The 15,409-nt window shown below is 69.9% G+C and carries 14 protein-coding genes and 1 tRNA gene; 8 read left to right on the top strand and 7 right to left on the bottom strand.

Translation table 11 applies throughout. From position 1 onward, the window contains the following. The first annotated feature begins 106 nt into the window (after window positions 1-106). Window positions 107-808, top strand: a complete 702-nt coding sequence (locus ACFVKT_RS20640) for an NAD(P)-dependent oxidoreductase (RefSeq protein ID WP_385733481.1) — start codon at window positions 107-109, stop codon at window positions 806-808. Between the two features lie 49 nt (window positions 809-857). Here the strand turns inward: ACFVKT_RS20640 and ACFVKT_RS20635 are convergent, their stop codons facing one another. Continuing rightward, window positions 858-1,493, bottom strand: coding sequence for a nuclear transport factor 2 family protein (locus tag ACFVKT_RS20635; RefSeq protein WP_385733479.1), 636 nt, complete (start codon window positions 1,491-1,493; stop codon window positions 858-860). Between the two features lie 399 nt (window positions 1,494-1,892). Here ACFVKT_RS20635 and ACFVKT_RS20630 point away from each other — a divergent pair, with 399 nt between their 5' ends. Next, entirely contained in the window at window positions 1,893-2,531 is a 639-nt protein-coding gene (locus ACFVKT_RS20630) for a TetR/AcrR family transcriptional regulator (protein WP_385733477.1), read from the top strand. Window positions 2,532-2,640: 109 nt separating this feature from the next. Here the strand turns inward: ACFVKT_RS20630 and ACFVKT_RS20625 are convergent. From ACFVKT_RS20625 to ACFVKT_RS20615, 3 genes are all read right to left on the bottom strand, one after another. Then, window positions 2,641-2,713 (bottom strand) — tRNA-Arg (locus tag ACFVKT_RS20625). A 183-nt stretch (window positions 2,714-2,896) separates the two neighbouring features. After that, a complete protein-coding gene (locus tag ACFVKT_RS20620; protein WP_385733475.1) occupies window positions 2,897-4,687 on the bottom strand; it encodes an IclR family transcriptional regulator C-terminal domain-containing protein in 1,791 nt (596 codons plus the stop codon). Window positions 4,688-4,791: 104 nt separating this feature from the next. Beyond that, a complete protein-coding gene (locus tag ACFVKT_RS20615; protein ID WP_385733473.1) occupies window positions 4,792-6,066 on the bottom strand; it encodes a M6 family metalloprotease domain-containing protein in 1,275 nt (424 codons plus the stop codon). Between the two features lie 273 nt (window positions 6,067-6,339). Here ACFVKT_RS20615 and ACFVKT_RS20610 point away from each other — a divergent pair, with 273 nt between their 5' ends. Both ACFVKT_RS20610 and ACFVKT_RS20605 read left to right on the top strand, forming a co-directional pair. Further along, on the top strand, window positions 6,340-6,984 hold the full coding sequence (locus ACFVKT_RS20610) for a TetR/AcrR family transcriptional regulator (protein WP_385733471.1): 645 nt from the start codon (window positions 6,340-6,342) through the stop codon (window positions 6,982-6,984). A gap of 239 nt (window positions 6,985-7,223) precedes the next feature. Beyond that, window positions 7,224-8,771 (top strand): MFS transporter, encoded by a 1,548-nt coding sequence (locus ACFVKT_RS20605; RefSeq protein WP_385733469.1) that lies wholly within the window; start codon window positions 7,224-7,226, stop codon window positions 8,769-8,771. Between the two features lie 188 nt (window positions 8,772-8,959). Here ACFVKT_RS20605 and ACFVKT_RS20600 read toward each other — a convergent pair whose 3' ends face one another. Continuing rightward, the gene (locus ACFVKT_RS20600) at window positions 8,960-9,463 is read right to left on the bottom strand and encodes a MarR family winged helix-turn-helix transcriptional regulator (RefSeq protein WP_385733467.1); all 504 of its coding nucleotides are present in this window, start codon (window positions 9,461-9,463) and stop codon (window positions 8,960-8,962) included. 210 nt (window positions 9,464-9,673) lie between these two features. Between ACFVKT_RS20600 and ACFVKT_RS20595 the strand changes: the two genes are divergently transcribed. Then, the gene (locus tag ACFVKT_RS20595; RefSeq protein ID WP_385734204.1) at window positions 9,674-10,441 is read left to right on the top strand and encodes a dioxygenase; all 768 of its coding nucleotides are present in this window, start codon (window positions 9,674-9,676) and stop codon (window positions 10,439-10,441) included. 88 nt (window positions 10,442-10,529) lie between these two features. On the opposite strand, the gene ACFVKT_RS20590 is transcribed toward ACFVKT_RS20595, so the two are convergent. Continuing rightward, window positions 10,530-11,048 carry a GNAT family N-acetyltransferase gene (locus ACFVKT_RS20590; RefSeq protein ID WP_385733465.1) on the bottom strand — a complete coding sequence of 173 codons (519 nt, stop codon included), beginning with the start codon at window positions 11,046-11,048 and terminating at the stop codon, window positions 10,530-10,532. A gap of 172 nt (window positions 11,049-11,220) precedes the next feature. Here ACFVKT_RS20590 and ACFVKT_RS20585 point away from each other — a divergent pair, with 172 nt between their 5' ends. The 3 genes from ACFVKT_RS20585 (at window position 11,221) to ACFVKT_RS20575 (ending at window position 14,060) form a co-directional block, all read left to right on the top strand. Beyond that, on the top strand, window positions 11,221-12,219 hold the full coding sequence (locus tag ACFVKT_RS20585) for an RNA polymerase sigma factor RpoD/SigA (RefSeq protein WP_385733463.1): 999 nt from the start codon (window positions 11,221-11,223) through the stop codon (window positions 12,217-12,219). Between the two features lie 537 nt (window positions 12,220-12,756). Then, on the top strand, window positions 12,757-13,905 hold the full coding sequence (locus ACFVKT_RS20580; RefSeq protein ID WP_385733461.1) for a TetR/AcrR family transcriptional regulator: 1,149 nt from the start codon (window positions 12,757-12,759) through the stop codon (window positions 13,903-13,905). A gap of 11 nt (window positions 13,906-13,916) precedes the next feature. Next, on the top strand, window positions 13,917-14,060 hold the full coding sequence (locus ACFVKT_RS20575; RefSeq protein ID WP_385733459.1) for a hypothetical protein: 144 nt from the start codon (window positions 13,917-13,919) through the stop codon (window positions 14,058-14,060). A gap of 257 nt (window positions 14,061-14,317) precedes the next feature. Here ACFVKT_RS20575 and ACFVKT_RS20570 read toward each other — a convergent pair whose 3' ends face one another. After that, window positions 14,318-15,319 (bottom strand): helix-turn-helix transcriptional regulator, encoded by a 1,002-nt coding sequence (locus ACFVKT_RS20570; protein WP_385733457.1) that lies wholly within the window; start codon window positions 15,317-15,319, stop codon window positions 14,318-14,320. Window positions 15,320-15,409 lie beyond the last annotated feature (90 nt).

Below are 15,409 nucleotides of genomic sequence, written 5' to 3'. Positions count from 1 at the left end.
GACTCTACAGCGTCACCATGCTGCACCCCGTGCATTTACTTCACGCCGTATACTCTTCGCATGCCGTGAAGAAGTCACGACTGGCGGAGTCATTCAGGGGAGAGCCATGCACATCGGAGTCATCGGAGCCACCGGCGGCATCGGTAGCCGCGTAGTCACCGAAGCCCTCGATCGGGGGCACCACGTCACGGCCTTCAGCCGCGACGCCTCGAAGATCGAGGAGAGCCGGGAGAACGTCATCTGGAAGAGCCTCGACGTCCTCGATGCCGACCGCGTCGCCGCGGCTCTCCCCGGCCTCGATGTGCTGATCAGCGGATTCCAGCCCGGCAACGCGGCCAAGGACATCGCGGACACGGTGACTCGTTCGATCGCCGATCCCACCGTGTACGCCACCGCCGCACGAAGCCTGCTGAAGGCACTGGAGAGCCGTCCCCGGACCCGGCTGATCGTCATTGGAGGCGCCGGCAGCCTGGAGATCGAACCCGGAGTCGTCCGCGCGGACAGCGAGGACCTCCTGCACGAGACTCTCGACGCGATAGGCCTGCCGAGGGAGTACGCCGCAGCGGTAGGCGGGCATCGTGACGCCCTGAACGTCCTGCGCACGTCCAACCGGCTGTGGACCTACCTCAGTCCCGCGGAGGACATCGCCCCCGGCGAGCGCACGGCCCGCTTCCGGATCGGCACCGACCAGCCGGTCCTCGACGCGGACGGACGTAGCCGCATCTCCATGGAAGACACAGCCGTCGCACTCATCGACGAGGCAGAACTGCCCCACTTCGTCCAACGCCGCTTCACCATCGGCTACTGAGCCGTCCGAATCGAGAAGACCGACCCTCGAAGCCCCGCCGCGCAACAGCTCAGGGCTTGTTGACCGCAGAGGCCCAGTCGAAGTCCACGCCCATCTGGGCATACATGGTCGAGTACCCGACGAAGCAGTTGAACTTCTCGACCTTGCCGTCGTGCAGGTACCAGAAGTCGGCAGTGGGCGCGTCGATCCTCGCGCCGGTCGGCTTGACGGTGCCCGCCGGCGACTGCAGCGGCCCCTCGAACGTGCCTTGGATCGCCAGCTCGATGCTGACCACGTCACCGTTCACCGTGATGCGCTTGAGGTCACGGTGAACATCGGGGAAGAGGTTGGCCATGTAGGACGGCACGCCACCGAGCGCCTCGCCCTGATAGGTCTGGCCGGCGACCACGTCGTTGAAGACGCCGTCCTTGGCGAAGCTGTTGACGAACGCGTCGACGTCCAGGCTGTTGCCCTCCGCCACGTGGTACGCGCGCAGGACGACTGCGAGGTTGGCCCTCTCGTGCTTGGTCAGGTGGCGGTCGGTGAGCGGCAGCTTCGACAGCTCGCCAGGACTCAGGTCCGTGCGGTCTGCTGCGCCGCTGACGACGGGGCCTGTGCCCGGTGTCGGCGCAGCGGCGATGGAAAGACCTCCCAGGATCGCTATCGCGGCGGTGGCGGTGATCGTCTTCCGGCTGAGCGACTTCATGTCGTGTTCCTCCAGGTTGGCTCTCAGGACCTGAGAGCCGTGGCAACGGTCTCTCGTGCATCCTTGGTAAATCAAACGCTCGCTTTAATTTATGGACCACAGTGGCGGCCTGTCAAGCAACTGTTTGAATTGTGCGGTGCGGCCGTGGAGGCGCGCGCCCGCACCGCCGTGTCGCGGCTGGTCGGGTCAGGTCTGCGGCGCATCTGCGGCACGCCTGCGGCACATCTGCGGCAGGTCCGCGGTGGTGATCCGGGGCGGCGATTTGATGCCGCAGTTGCGGCAGGAGGCGGCTTGCTTGCTGCCCGGCGGGGTGGTCCGGGGGCTGTGAGGTCACCTCGCGGCGACGCCCGCGAGGCGGCCGTTTGACAATGAACTCAATCAGCTGCTTGAGTTCACGCTGTGGTACGAGAGGAAAAGACGGACCTGCGCCGAGAGGCCGGTCAGCGCACACGGGACGGCCTGCAGACGGCCGCCCTGGAGCTGCTCGCGCAACGAGGCCAGGAGGGCGTGACACTCCGCGAGATCACCAGTCGCGCCGGAGCCAACGTCGCCGCCGTGAGTTACCACTTCGGGTCTCTGAAGGCACTGTGCGACTCCGCGATCGAGCACGCGCTGGAACAGTATCTGGACGCGCAGATCCTGGCACTCGGTTCCCTCGCCTCCACTCCGACACTGCAGGAGGTGGCGGGAGCCTTCGCCGGGCCGATGGTGCGCGCACTGGCGGCCGGTGGACAAGACCTGGCCGTGATGCGGACCGTGGCGCGCGTCGGCATCGATCCGCCCCAGGGGTGGGAGCGGCTGACCGGCAAGTTCGACCAGAGCCGCCGGGAGGCCCTCCGGGTGCTGACACCCAGCCTTCCCGGAGTCGACGAGCAGGAACTGATCTTCCGTACGCGCTGCGCAGCCGGCCTGCTGAACTGGCTCGCACTGGCACCCATCGGCGCCGAGCTGGCCACCATGCCCGCCGAACAGATCGAGCGGCAGCTGATTCCCGTGGTGGCCGGCGCGTTCCGCGGAAACACCGCCGCCACCCGCTGACCAGGCCAAAGGCCGCCGAAATCCCCAGTCGCACATAAGCGCCACGAAGCCGACCAAAGCAAAGGGCCGGCCCTGGAGGAATCCCCTCCAGGGCCGGCCCTTCCGCGTGTGCCCCCGGCAGGATTCGAACCTGCGACACCCGCTTTAGGAGAGCGGTGCTCTATCCCCTGAGCTACGAAGGCGGGGCCCTGCGTGAGACATGGTGGATAACTCTGGGTGAGTGGTCAACCAGGGCTCTGCAAGGTCGTGCTGCCGCTGAGGGCAGCTTCGGACAGGGTAGCGGATGTGGCGGGCCGAGTGGTGGGGCGGCTGGGGGCGGGGCAGGCGGTCGGCTCGCCCGCGAGGTCCCGGGGGTGCCCCCGAACTCACCCCACCGGCACCCGCCGGAAGCGCCCCGCGACCCGCAGGTCCGCCTCGATCCGACCGGCCGTGGTGTGGAGTTCGGGCAGGATGTCGCGGACGCACTCCTCGACGGTACGGCGGCTGCTGTGCAGGGCGACGTTCACCGCGGCGACAACCCGTCCGCCGCGCTCGCGCACCGGAACGGCGACGGACCGCAGGCCCTCCTCCAACTCCTCGTCGGTCAGGGAGTATCCGGCTTCTCGTACGCGGTCCAGTTCGGCCAGTAGCTGCTGGGGATCGGTGATCGTACGAGGGGTCAGCGGGAGCAGTTCCGGAAGGTGCGGGTCGGGGAGGTCGGCGAGCAGGACGCGGCCCAGTGAGGTGGCGTAGGCGGGCAGCCGGGTGCCGACGGTGACGTTGACGCTCATCACGCGGCTGGTGGCGACGCGGGCCGCGTACTGGATCTCGTCGCCGGTGAGCAGCGCGAGCGACACCGACTCGTGCAACCGGTGCGAGAGTTCGGCGAGGTGGGGGAGGGCGATGTCGGGGAGCGAGGTCCGCGACAGCGGGGGGAAGCCGAGGCCCAGCACGCGCGGGGTGAGCCGGAAGACGCGGCCGTGCGTGGTGACGTAACCGAGGTGTTCCAGCGTGATCAGGGCGCGCCGGGCGGTGGCGCGGGCGAGCCCCGTCGCCTGGGCGACCTCCGTGAGGGTCAGCTCGGCGCGGCCCTCGCCGAAGGAGGTGATCACGGTCAGTCCGCGGGCCAGCGACTCGATGAACTCCCGGCCCAGTTCCTGCTTGGAGGCGCCGGTCCAGGTGGCGAGGCCGGAGGGGGCGGCCGGTTCGGCGGCGGTCGGGGCCACGCGCAGCTCCCGTTCCATCGCGGCCACGGCCGTCCGCAGCCGAGGCAGCAGCGTGTCGCGCAGGTCGGCGGCGGTGTGCCGGCTGGTGTGGCTCACCACGCTCACCACACAGGCGACGCGCCCTGCTTCCCGTACGGGCATGGAGAGGGCGACGAGCCCCGGCTCGATGAGCTGGTCGTCGAGCGCCCAGCCGTCCTTCCTGGCCTCGTCCGTACGCGTCTCGAAGTCGTCGCCGACCGTGACGACCCGGACGGGCGGGGCAGGCCGGGCGGCGCGGTCGCGGCCGGTTGAGTCGCGGGGCCCGGACGGTGCGTCGGCGAAGGGCCGGCTCCGTGCCGGTACGGCGGGGAAGCCCCGGTCCTCCGGATCGGCCGCCCGGCGTTCGTGCCAGCGCGCCCACTCCGTCTCGCCCCACTCGGCGGCGAACAGCGGACCGGGAGCGGTCCGTTCGGCGGGGAGCAGGTCGCCGATGCGGAAGCTCAGGGACATGGCGCGGCGCCGGGTCGCCTGGTGGATGAAGCGGATGCCGTCCCGGTCGCCGACCGCGAGGGACACCGACTCGTCGAGTTCGTCGGCGAGCGCGTCGGCGTGCGCGTTCAGGAGGCGGGGGAGGCGGAGGGCGCCGAGGTAGGCGTTGCCGAGTTCCATCAGGCGGGGGGCCAGGACCGCGTCGCGGCCGTCGAGTCGTACGTACCCCATGCGCGCGAGCGTCGCGGTGATCCGGTCGACGGTGGAGCGCGCGAGCCCGGTGGCCCGCTCGAGGCCGCTGAGGCTGGACACTCCGTCGGCCTCGGTCAGCCGCCGAAGTACGGCGATACCGCGGATGAGCGGAGCCACGGCCTCGGTGGGCACGGCGGTCCCGGTCAACACGGTCCCGCGTCCGCGTCCGTTTCCGCTCCCGTCTTCGGTCTCGGTCTCGTCCTCGGGGGCCGGCACGACGTTCAATGGCATGGGCTCTCCGTTTGCGGCACTCAGAAGAGACACGGTAGTCCTTGCCCGGCCGCCTCAGCAGGTCCTGTGTACCGCCTGAGCAGGTCACCGGCGGCTCGGCCGGTTCAGCGGCGGGTCACGTACACCCGGTAGTTCCCCGCGAGATCCACTCCCGACACCGTGATCACGACGCCGGTCCTGGGGTCCTTGAAGGACTCGCCGGGGGCGAAGGGCGCGTCGGAGAGTTCCGCGTGCACGTTGGGGGAGCGGGTGCAGCCGCCGCTGTCGCGGTGGGAGTCGTACACGGTGATGGGGCCGTTGCCGGTGTCGACGTTCGCGTCGACCTTGTAGATGAGGATGCCGGGGCGGCAGACGGCCAGGTCGTTGCCGTCCCGGGTGCGCAGTTCGAGGGCGTACCCCGTCTTGGTGCCGGTCGGTACGAAGACGAGTTTGGTGCCGCCCGCCTTGGCCAGCGGGGTGAGTGTGTACTCCGTGGTGCCGGAGGAGGCCGCGCAGCCGACCTGCGTCTCGTCGAGCCAGCCGAGCTTCCACTTGTGCCAGCCGAGCAGATCGTTGCCGGCCCCCCAGTCCTCGCTCATGATGTCCCAGTGCCCGACCGCGCCCCCGCCGTCCTGCGTGTAGAGGTCGGGCAGGCCGAAGGTGTGGCCGTTCTCGTGGGGGAGTACCCGGTAGCCCGTCTCGCCGTAGGAGCCGGAGCCGTCGTCCTGGCGGCTGTAGACGAACGACGCGTTGGAGACCGCGACACCGTCGGCGATCGGGGCCTCGGTGTTGCCGGCGAAGGTCACGGACAGGACGGTGTCCAGGGCGGAGGGCCCGGCGTTCGGCGTGACCAGCACGTTCAGGAGGTCGTAACTGCGGAAGTCCACGGTCGGGTCGGCGGTGGCCACGATGTCCTGGACCAGCGAGCGGTACCCGGGGTCGAAGGGCGCGCCGCGTTCTATGCCGTACGCCTTGAACGGCTTGGGCATCCGCAGCCAGTGCCGTACGGGTGTCTCGGGGCGGTAGTCGAGGCGGCCGTAGGAGCCGGTCCTGAACCATTCCTGGGTCTGCGGGAAGAACTCGGCGAGGCGGTCGAGCGCGCTGCCCTGGCCGGGCGCGTCGGAGAAGTCGACCATCAGGGTGAGGGCGCGGACGGTGCCGGTGGAGCGGGCGTACCCCGGTGACGTCGGGATGCCCTCGCCCATCTGTACGCCCAGCGAGCCGTTGATCATGCAGGGGCCGAGCGCCGTGGAGCGGGCCAGCGCGATGGAGCCCGCCGTCGTGGAGCCCGCCGTCAGATGTCCGGTGCCGGCGGAGGTGCTGACCGCCAGCGTCAGAACGGCCACCGAGGCGAGTGCGACCACGCGGCGCGGGCGTATCCGACGGCTGGTCGGCTGCATACGGGAGCCCTTCGCTCGACGGCAGCCGCCGGTCACCGACTGCACCCTTTCGATCACCCTGTGGCGAGGGGTGCGAGGGCGCGCGCTGGATGAGCCCGATCGTGGGTTTCTTGCCCGAGGGGATGTGACTCAGGTCACACTGAAGGCGGGAAATAACCGGGGACCGTTTCCCCGTTTAGTCAGGTGTCCGAGCGAAGCGGGGAGCTAATCCCCGGATCGCAACCCGGCCGTCAGTTACGCGAACGGCCGTCAACTACCTACGAGGAGTACGCCGTGGAGACCGCAACCCGAGCGCAGCGTCGAGTGCCCCGGCCGCGCGCCGATGCCCTGCGCAACCGGGAGCGGATCGTGGGCGCCGCCCTGGAGATGTTCATCGAGTTCGGCTCAGATGTGCCGTTCGACGAGATCGCCCGCCGGGCCGGCGTCGGCAACGCCACGGTGTACCGAAATTTCCCCGACCGCGACGCAATGGTGCGGGAGGTCGTCTGCACGGTCATGGACCGTACGGCCGAGCGGGCGGAGCTGGCGCTCGCGGAGAGCGGTGACCCGTTCGAGGTGCTGAGCCGCTTCGTGCACGCCTGCGTCGACGAGCGGTTCGGTGCGCTGTGCGCGATGCTCTCCGGCAACTTCGACAAGAACCACCCGGATCTGCTCGCGTCACGTGAGCGGATCGAGGCGCTGGTCGAGGGAGTGATGGAGCGCGCCCGGGAGTCCGGGCAGCTCCGCTCCGACGTCGCCGTCGGAGACCTGATGGTCGCCGTCACCCAGCTCACCCGGCCACTGCCCGGCACGGCATGCCAGGGCTTCGACCGCTTCGTGCACCGCCACCTGCAGCTGTTCCTGGACGGCCTGCGGGCACCGGCCCGCTCCGAACTGCCGGGCACGGCCGCGACCATGGAGGGGCTGCGAGGTGCGTGACGGGCCCTCCTGACGGGGCCGGTGACCTGACCGGATAACTCCCGGTCAGCCACCAGTAGTTCCCGGTCAGCCACCAGTGCAACGAAGGCCAACCAGAACTCGTACAACACCATCCAGAACTCGCCCGACGCTTTCCGGCCGTCACCGTCGACGAGCCGTCCCCTTCCTTACTCCCTTTCCTTCCGTCCCTTCATCTCTCATCGTCTTTTTCGCTACGAAGTCCCGGAGTGGGTACTCCCATGTCTGAAACAGGAAGTTCGACAGCAATGTCCGACGCCAAGACCGCACATTCCAACCGCTGGAAAGCGCTCACCTTCATCGCGCTCGCCCAGCTGATGGTCGTCCTCGACGCGACCATCGTGAACATCGCGCTGCCCTCCGCCCAGCAGGACCTGGGGATATCGGACGGCAACCGGCAGTGGGTCATCACGGCCTACGCCCTCGCCTTCGGTGGTCTGCTGCTCTTCGGCGGCCGTATCGCCGACCTGTGGGGCCGCAAGCGCACCTTTGTCGCCGGTCTGATCGGTTTCGCCGGCGCGTCCGCCATCGGCGGCGCCGCCACGAACGAGGCGATGATGCTCGGCGCCCGTGCCCTCCAGGGTGCGTTCGGCGCGCTGCTCGCGCCCGCCGCGCTCTCGCTGCTCGCCGTGATGTTCACCGAGCCCAAGGAGCGCGCCAAGGCGTTCGGCATCTACGGCGCGATCGCCGGTGGTGGCGGTGCCGTGGGCTTCATCCTCGGCGGTGTCCTCACCGAGTACCTCGACTGGCGCTGGACGTTCTTCGTGAACATCCCGTTCGCGATCATCGCCGCCACGGGTGCGTACTTCGTCATCCGTGAGCCCGCCGGCGGCCGCAACCGCTCGCCGCTCGACATCCCCGGCGTCGTCCTCTCCGTCCTCGGTCTGGTCACGCTCGTCTACGCCTTCACCCGCGCCGAGTCCGACGGCTGGGGCGACTCCGTGACGCTCAGCCTGTTCGTCGCCTCGGTGGTCCTGCTCGCCGGGTTCGTCCTCACCGAGTCCAGGGTCAAGGCCCCGCTGCTGCCGCTCCGTGTCATCACCGAGCGCAACCGCGGCGGCGTCTACCTCTCGCTCGGCCTCGCGATCATCGCGATGTTCGGCCTGTTCCTCTTCCTGACCTACTACCTGCAGATCGTGAAGGGCTACTCGCCGGTCAAGACCGGCTTCGCCTTCCTGCCGATGATCGCGGGCATGATGGTGGGCTCCACCCAGATCGGCACCCGCCTGATGACCCGGGTCGCACCGCGCCTGCTGATGGGCCCGGGCTTCCTGGTCGCCGCGCTCGGCATGCTGTTCCTGACCCAGCTGGAGATCGGCTCCTCGTACGCCGGCGTGATCCTGCCCGGCATGGTGCTGCTCGGTCTTGGCATGGGTACGGCGTTCATGCCCGCCATGTCCCTGGCCACGTTCGGCATCGAGCCGCGTGACGCCGGTGTCGCCTCCGCGATGGTCAACACCTCGCAGCAGGTGGGCGGCGCGATCGGTACGGCCCTGCTGAACACGATCGCCGCCTCGGCGACGACCTCGTACATCAAGGACCACATCGGGGGCGCCACGTCCCAGCCCCAGCAGCAGCTGGTTCAGCTCCAGGGCCAGGTGCACGGCTACACCAACGCGATCTGGTTCGCCGTCGGCATCCTCGTGCTCGCCGCGGCGGTCGCCGTCACCCTCATCAACACCGGCCGCCCGGACGTCACTTCGCCCTCCGGCGCGGGTGCGGGCGAGGGCGCCGAGGACGAGTTCAAGGTGCCGGTGATCGCCCACTGACGCCGGCTGTTCGTACCCCGTAGTACCCCGGGTACTTCGTACTTCGCGTACGGACGAGGGGTGGGGACGCCTCGTCCGTACGAGTCCCAGGGTCCGCCCCGGTTCCGAGCACATCGGAGCCGGGGCGGACCCGCGCCCGGCCCCTTTCTGCGCTTGAGCTCCCCACGAGAGAGCCCGTAACAGACGTGCTAGCGCAGCCAGGGCAGATCGGCGCCCGCGTCCTTCGGCTGGAGCCCCTCGGCGATGATCCGCATGGCCTCGCCGAGGGCCTTCTGCTGCTCGGGGGAGAGCCGGTCGAAGAGGGCCTGGCGTACGGCGGCGACGTGGCCGGGTGCGGTCCTGCTCAGGACCTCGTAGCCGTCGTCAGTCAGGACCGCGAACTGCCCCCGCTTGTCGGAGGGACAGTCCTCGCGCCGCACCCAGCCGTTCTTCTCCAGGCGCGCGATCGCGTGGGAGAGACGGGACCGGGTGATCTTCGCGCTCATGGCCAGCTCGGTCATCCGCAGCCGCCTGTGCGGCGCCTCGGCGAGCTGGACGAGCAGTCCGTAGTACACGTGCGGCATGCCCGCGTCCCGCTGGAGCTGTCGGTCGAGGTGGTCCTCCAGAAGGGTGGAGGCGTGCATGTAGGCACGCCAGGTGCGCTGTTCCTCGTCAGTGAGCCAGCGCGTCTCTTGAGCGGATGCCGTGTTCATGTACTCCACTGTACGAGCCCCTTCTTGAAAATTAAACAAATGGGTACTATGGTGAGATCGATATTGAGAGTTCAAGTATCGATTCAAGTATCGACAGGGATCGATCGAACCCCGTGGAGGGGAGCCGCCGCCATGACTGCTGCAGTCGGGTCTGCTGTCACGTCCGTCGCTACGTCTGCCGCGGCCGAGGAGCGTGCCTCGCGGGAGCGCATGCCCGCCCTCTATCTCAGCCATGGCGCCCCGCCCCTCGCCGAGGACCCGGTCTGGCCGGGCCAGCTCGCCGCCTGGTCCGCCGACCTGCCGCGACCCAAGGCGATCCTGATGGTCTCCGCCCACTGGGAGGAGGCACCCCTCGCCCTCGGCGCGGTCGAGACGGTCCCGCTCGTATACGACTTCTGGGGCTTCCCCCAGCACTTCTACCAGGTGCGGTACGAGGCTCCGGGCGCCCCTCAACTCGCCGAGTCCGTACGGAAGTTGCTGCGCGGGCCGGGCGCCCCGGTGCAGGACATCCCGGACCGCGGACTGGACCACGGCGCGTACGTCCCGCTGGTGGAGATGTTCCCCGAGGCCGACATCCCGGTCCTGCAGATCTCCATGCCGACCCTCGACCCGGTCCGGCTGATGGACATCGGCAGGAAGCTGGCGCCGCTGCGCGACGAGGGTGTCCTGATCGTGGGCTCCGGCTTCTTCACGCACAACCTCGCGGCCCTGCGGCACACCGGCGGCGGCGTGCCGTCCTGGTCGAGCGAGTTCGACGACTGGGGCCACCACGCCCTGGACGCCGGTGACGTGGACGCGCTGCTCGACTTCGAGCGCAAGTCCCCGGCGGGCCGTCTCGCCCACCCGCGCACCGAGCACTTCGCACCCCTCTTCGTGACCATGGGTGCGGCGGACGCGGCCGGTGAGCTCGACGGGCAGAGGTCTGTGATCGACGGTTTCTGGCTGGGGATGGCGAAGCGGTCCGTGCAGTTCGGCTGATCCGGTGCCTCAGGTGCCTCCGGTGCGGTTCGGCTGATCCGGTGCCTCCGGTGCCTCCGGTGCCTCCGGTGCCCCTGCGGCTACCGGGTCACAGCTCCTTCTCGTACCAGGCCACATCCCAGTAGCGGCCGAACTTGCGGCCCACCTCGCGGTAGGTGCCGATGTGCCGGAACCCGAAGCGTTCGTGCAGCCGCGTGGACGCCTCGTTGGGCAGGGCGATGCCCGCGTAGGCGCGGTGCAGGTCCTCGCCCTCCAGGGCCTCGAAGAGGGCTTCGTAGAGGAGGGTGCCGATGCCGCGGCCGGCCGCGTCGGGGGCGAGGTAGATGGTGACCTCGACCGAGGTGGCGTACGCGGGCTTCGGGCGGTGCGGGCTGCTGGTGGCGTACCCAAGAGTTGTCTGTGAGTCCACGTCCGTGGCAACCATCAGGCGGTGCGGTCCGTCTTCAGGGTGGGAGAGCAGCCACGAACGACGCTCTTCCGCGGTGAAGACAGCGGTATCGAATGTGATGGGCGTCTCACGAACATAGTGGTTGTAGATGGCCGTGAGGGCGTCGAGATCACCCTCGGATCCCGGCCTGACCAGCACTTCTGTACGTTCTGTCGTCATCTGGCACCCCTCTGTGGCGGGACAGGGTACTGCATGATCAGAAAAATCGAGGGGCGGGTTGGGAATTCTGTCCGGATTCCAGTCGTTGTTTCCTTCGGATGCCGGGCACCCGGGAGGGTGAGCCCAAAGTGTCCGGACCGACCCGCAAGCCCACCATCGCAAGGGAGCACGCATGGCAACCCGTGCCGTCGCCCGTCGTAAGTCCGCCTCCGGCGAGACCAGCGACGGTGCACGCAGTGTTCGCGTCGTAGGCGGCGAGATCGCCGACCGCGACCTGGTCGGCATGTACCTCGACGAGATCGCGCGTACGCCGCTGCTCGACGCCGCCAAGGAAGTAGAGCTGTCCCAGACCATCGAGGCAGGTGTGTTCGCGCGGCAGATCCTCGAAGGCGGGGAGCAGGCCAAGGCGGACGCGTCCCGCGAGGAGCTGGAGGCGCTGGTCGCCGAGAGCGAGCGTGCCAAGGACGTCTTCATCCGCTCGAACCTGCGCCTGGTCGTCGCCGTGGCCCGCCGCTATCCGCGCAGCGGCCTGCCCCTGCTGGACCTGATCCAGGAGGGCAACGCCGGCCTGGTGCGCGCGGTCGAGAAGTTCGACTACCGCAAGGGCTTCAAGTTCTCCACGTATGCGACGTGGTGGATCCGCCAGGCCATCACCCGCTCCATCGCGGACCAGTCGCGCACGATCCGCCTCCCCGTCCACCTGGTCGAGGAGCTGGGCCGGATCCGGCGCGTGCAGCGCGAGTTCAATCGCGAGCACGGGCGCGAGCCGGAGCACTCCGAGATCGCCACCGAGCTCGCTTCCACACCGGAGCGCGTGGCGGACGTCCTGGACTGGGCCCGCGACCCGGTCTCGCTGAACATGGCGGTGGATGACAATGGAGACACCCAGTTCGGCGACCTGCTCGAGGACACCTCCGCGGTCTCGCCCGAGCAGTCGGTGATGACGCTGCTGCGCAGCGAGGAGCTGGACGACCTGATCGGCCGCCTCGACCAGCGCACGGCCTCGATCATCAAGATGCGGTACGGCATCGAGGACGGCCGGGAGCGCACGCTCACGGAGGTCGGCAAGGAGCACGGCCTCACGCGAGAGCGCATCCGCCAGATCGAGAAGCACGCGCTGCTCGAACTGAAGAAGCTGGCACGCGACACAGGTTTCGACGCGGCTGCGTAAGCCAGGCCCTTCGTTACCGACAGATGTCGGCCACAGGCCGACCGGACATGGCCGTGTTAGGCCGCTTCAAGTTGCTGGGCTCTGGGAACAAGACTTCAGGGCCCAGGGTTAGGCCTCAAGGTCCCGGGCATACGTCCGTGATCCCCCAAGCCGAGTCCCGACGCACACCCCCCCCGCGCCGGGACTCTTCCAGAGCCGAGCTCCGGCGCCTCTCCCCCCTGGCGCCGGGGCTCGGCTCCTTTTTGTCCTGTGGGGGAGTTGTCTGTGGGGGAGTTGTCTGTGGGGCGGAATGTGGGGCTCGGGTGGTTCCCGGCCGGGCAGCTTCCGAGCCGGGCTACTCGTACTGGTACCTGTACTCGTACTCGTACTGGTACTCGTGAGGTTCTTGCCCGTCGGCTCGTGCCCCTTGCCCATCGGCTCGTGTGCCTCGCGCGTGGCAGGCTGCTTCCGGGCAGGTCGTTTGACGGGCCACCCCGAACCTGAACCCCGGGGTGACCCGAATGGCAGATTGTGCCACAGAGGCATAACCTGCCGTCCGTGAGCGGTACCGAACATGCGGCCCGGGCCTCCGCGGACGCGGCGGCCTCGGTGGCTGCGGCTTCTTCCGGCGCCGGCGGTGCGGAGCCCGGCGTACGTCCTGCCCGCGCCCCTGCGCGCCAGGCGTCCGGCGACCGCGCGGCCCCGAGTTCCTCGCCCGACGGTCAGGTTCCCTCGCTGATCGAGCGGCGCAAGGCCGCCACCCGCATGGACATCGCCCGAGCCGCCGCCGGGCTCTTCATGCGCAACGGCCTGCGCGCCACCCGCGCCGAGGACATCGCCCGCGCCGCCGGCATCGCCCCGCGCACCTTCTACCGCTACTTCGCGAGCAAGGAGGAGTCCCTCGCCCCCCTCTTCGCCGCAGGTGCCCAGAAATGGGCCGAGACGGTGCGCGACGCCCCGGTCCACCTGACCGTCCCCGAGGCCCTCCACCACGGGGTCGTCCAGACGATGACACCCGGGGTCGGGGTGCGCGCGGAGTCCCTGCAGTGGGTCCGCTCCCTGCTCCGGCTGGCCGAGGGAAGCCCGGCCCTGCTGAGGGTGTGGGGCGAGGCATGCCATACCGCGGAGCGGACGCTGGCGGAGGTACTGGCGGCGCGGGCGGGCACCGCGGTGGGTGAGGATGCGCGGGGCGGTGTGGGTGCGGGCGCGCCCACTGGGCCGGCCGTGCCTGCTGCCGGGCCCGTCACCGGACCCGCCGTGCCTGCTGCTGAGCCCGTCGCCGCGCCCGCCGTGCCTGCCTTGCCCGTCGCCGCGCCCGTCCCACCCGCCGTGGCTGCCGCGGACGCCGCACCCGCCGAGCCCGGCGCCGCATCCGCCGTGCCTGCCTTGCCCGTCGCCGGACCCGCTGAGACCTGTGCCGGACCCGCCGAGCCCGTCGCCGCACCCGCCGCACCTGCCTTGCCTGTCGCCGTGCCTGCCGCGCCCGCCGCCGCACCCCCACCCGGCCCCGGCTCCAGCCCGCCCGGCGACCCCTCGCCGCTCACCCCTGAGATCCGACTCGGTGCCGCCCTGGCCAGCGCGGCGGTGCGCGTCGCAGTGGAGGCGTGGGCCGCCGGCGACGACCCGGCAGACGGACTGGCCGGTCCGGTCGCGCTCGCGGTGCGCAACCTCGGTTCCCTGCGCGACTTTCCGTGGCACACCGGGTGAGGAACGGAGGCGTGGCTCACCCCGCCGGCGACCTGCGGGCGAGCGGTGCCTACGGTGACATCGGTATCCAGCGCGCCGAAGGCTCGGTCACCACCACCACCGCCCACGGCGCCCTGCGCATCGCGGAAGTGGCCTCCGGCACAGTCCAGTTGTAGACGTCCTACGGCGCCATCGACATCGGCATCCGCCAGGGCACCGCCGCCTGGCTCGACGCCAGTACCGGGCGTGGGCAGGTGCACAACTCGCTCGCCGGGTCCGCGCCTCCGGCGGAGACCGAGAGCACCGTCGAGGTCGCGCCAGGGCGGCGTACCCGACACCACATCGGTGTACGCCGCCCTCCCGGCATCCCCGGCCGTGTAGTACCGCGTCCGCGCCGGGAACTCGCGTACACACTGCGAGTCGCGTACGCCGATCACCGCGCGGCCTGATTCCCCTCATCCTCCGAGGCCACCCCGCCCGCCGCCCGTGTCAACCGCACCCCCAACTCCCGTAGACACCCCACGAGTTCCACCGGCTCCCGCACCGTGAACTCGCAGTCGACCATCGCCAGCCGCACCGCGAGCCACTCCACGGAGTCCCCGGCGGAGGAACGCAGCCGGCAGCTGTGGTCGTCGATCGGCTCGGGCGTCCCGAGCCAGGCGGGCAGCCGTGCGGCGACGAACATGGCCGGCGCGGCGAAGGTGACGTCGAAGTCGTATGTCTCCTGACGCTTGTACATCGACTGCCGCAAATACTCCGCCGCGTTCCCCGTCGGCAGCTCGCGCGGAGCGAACCGCGTCCCGGTCGCGAAGGGTTCGGTGACCCGGTCGACGCGGAACGTACGCCAGTCCTCGCGGTCGAGGTCGTACGCGACGAGGTACCAGCGACGGCCCGTGGAGACGAGGCGGTACGGCTCGGTCAGCCGGCGCGACGGTGTCCCGTCCCCGGAGCGATAGGCGAACCGCAGCCGCTCCCTGCCTGCCACGGTCGAGGCCATCACGGTCAGCGTCTCGGGCGCGATGCTCGCTCCGTCGCCGCTGGTGAGCGCGGTGGTCGCCGCCTGCAAGGTGGACACCCGGTGCCGCAGCCGCGACGGCAGCACCTGTTCCAGTTTGGCGAGGGCCCGTACGGAGGCCTCCTCCACGCCCTCGACCGCGTGCCCGGCGCCGGCCCGCAGCCCCACCGCGATCGCCACCGCCTCCTCGTCGTCGAGCACGAGCGGCGGCATCGCCTTCCCCGCCACGAGCCGGTATCCACCGTCGGCGCCCTTGGTCGCCTGCACCGGATAGCCCAGCTCGCGGAGCCGGTCGATGTCCCGCCGGACGGTACGACGGGACACTCCGAGCCGCTCCGACAGCTCGCCGCCGGGCCACTCGCGGGGCGTCTGGAGGAGGGAGAGGAGCTGGAGAAGCCTGGCCGGTGTGTCCGTGGTCATGTCTTCGCCCCTGTCGTCATGCCCGCCCTTGCGTAGGTCCGCGCTGCCGTCGTCATGTCTCTCAGAGTGCCGCACAACTAGGACATGATC

The sequence above is a fragment of the Streptomyces sp. NPDC127595 genome (genome assembly GCF_042671685.1).
GTDB lineage: Bacteria > Actinomycetota > Actinomycetes > Streptomycetales > Streptomycetaceae > Streptomyces.
Note: the sequence above shows the minus strand (reverse complement) of the source record. Positions and strands in the feature narration are given on the sequence as shown.

Bases quoted from the DNA above. Each gene is read 5' to 3' on its own strand.
- ACFVKT_RS20640 (WP_385733481.1), top strand. From the start codon at position 107: ATGCACATCGGAGTCATCGGAGCCACCGGCGGCATCGGTAGCCGCGTA.
- ACFVKT_RS20635 (WP_385733479.1), bottom strand. From the start codon at position 1,493: ATGAAGTCGCTCAGCCGGAAGACGATCACCGCCACCGCCGCGATAGCG.
- ACFVKT_RS20620 (WP_385733475.1), bottom strand. From the start codon at position 4,687: ATGCCATTGAACGTCGTGCCGGCCCCCGAGGACGAGACCGAGACCGAA.
- ACFVKT_RS20615 (WP_385733473.1), bottom strand. From the start codon at position 6,066: ATGCAGCCGACCAGCCGTCGGATACGCCCGCGCCGCGTGGTCGCACTC.
- ACFVKT_RS20605 (WP_385733469.1), top strand. From the start codon at position 7,224: ATGTCTGAAACAGGAAGTTCGACAGCAATGTCCGACGCCAAGACCGCA.
- ACFVKT_RS20600 (WP_385733467.1), bottom strand. From the start codon at position 9,463: ATGAACACGGCATCCGCTCAAGAGACGCGCTGGCTCACTGACGAGGAA.
- ACFVKT_RS20595 (WP_385734204.1), top strand. From the start codon at position 9,674: ATGCCCGCCCTCTATCTCAGCCATGGCGCCCCGCCCCTCGCCGAGGAC.
- ACFVKT_RS20590 (WP_385733465.1), bottom strand. From the start codon at position 11,048: ATGACGACAGAACGTACAGAAGTGCTGGTCAGGCCGGGATCCGAGGGT.
- ACFVKT_RS20585 (WP_385733463.1), top strand. From the start codon at position 11,221: ATGGCAACCCGTGCCGTCGCCCGTCGTAAGTCCGCCTCCGGCGAGACC.
- ACFVKT_RS20570 (WP_385733457.1), bottom strand. From the start codon at position 15,319: ATGACCACGGACACACCGGCCAGGCTTCTCCAGCTCCTCTCCCTCCTC.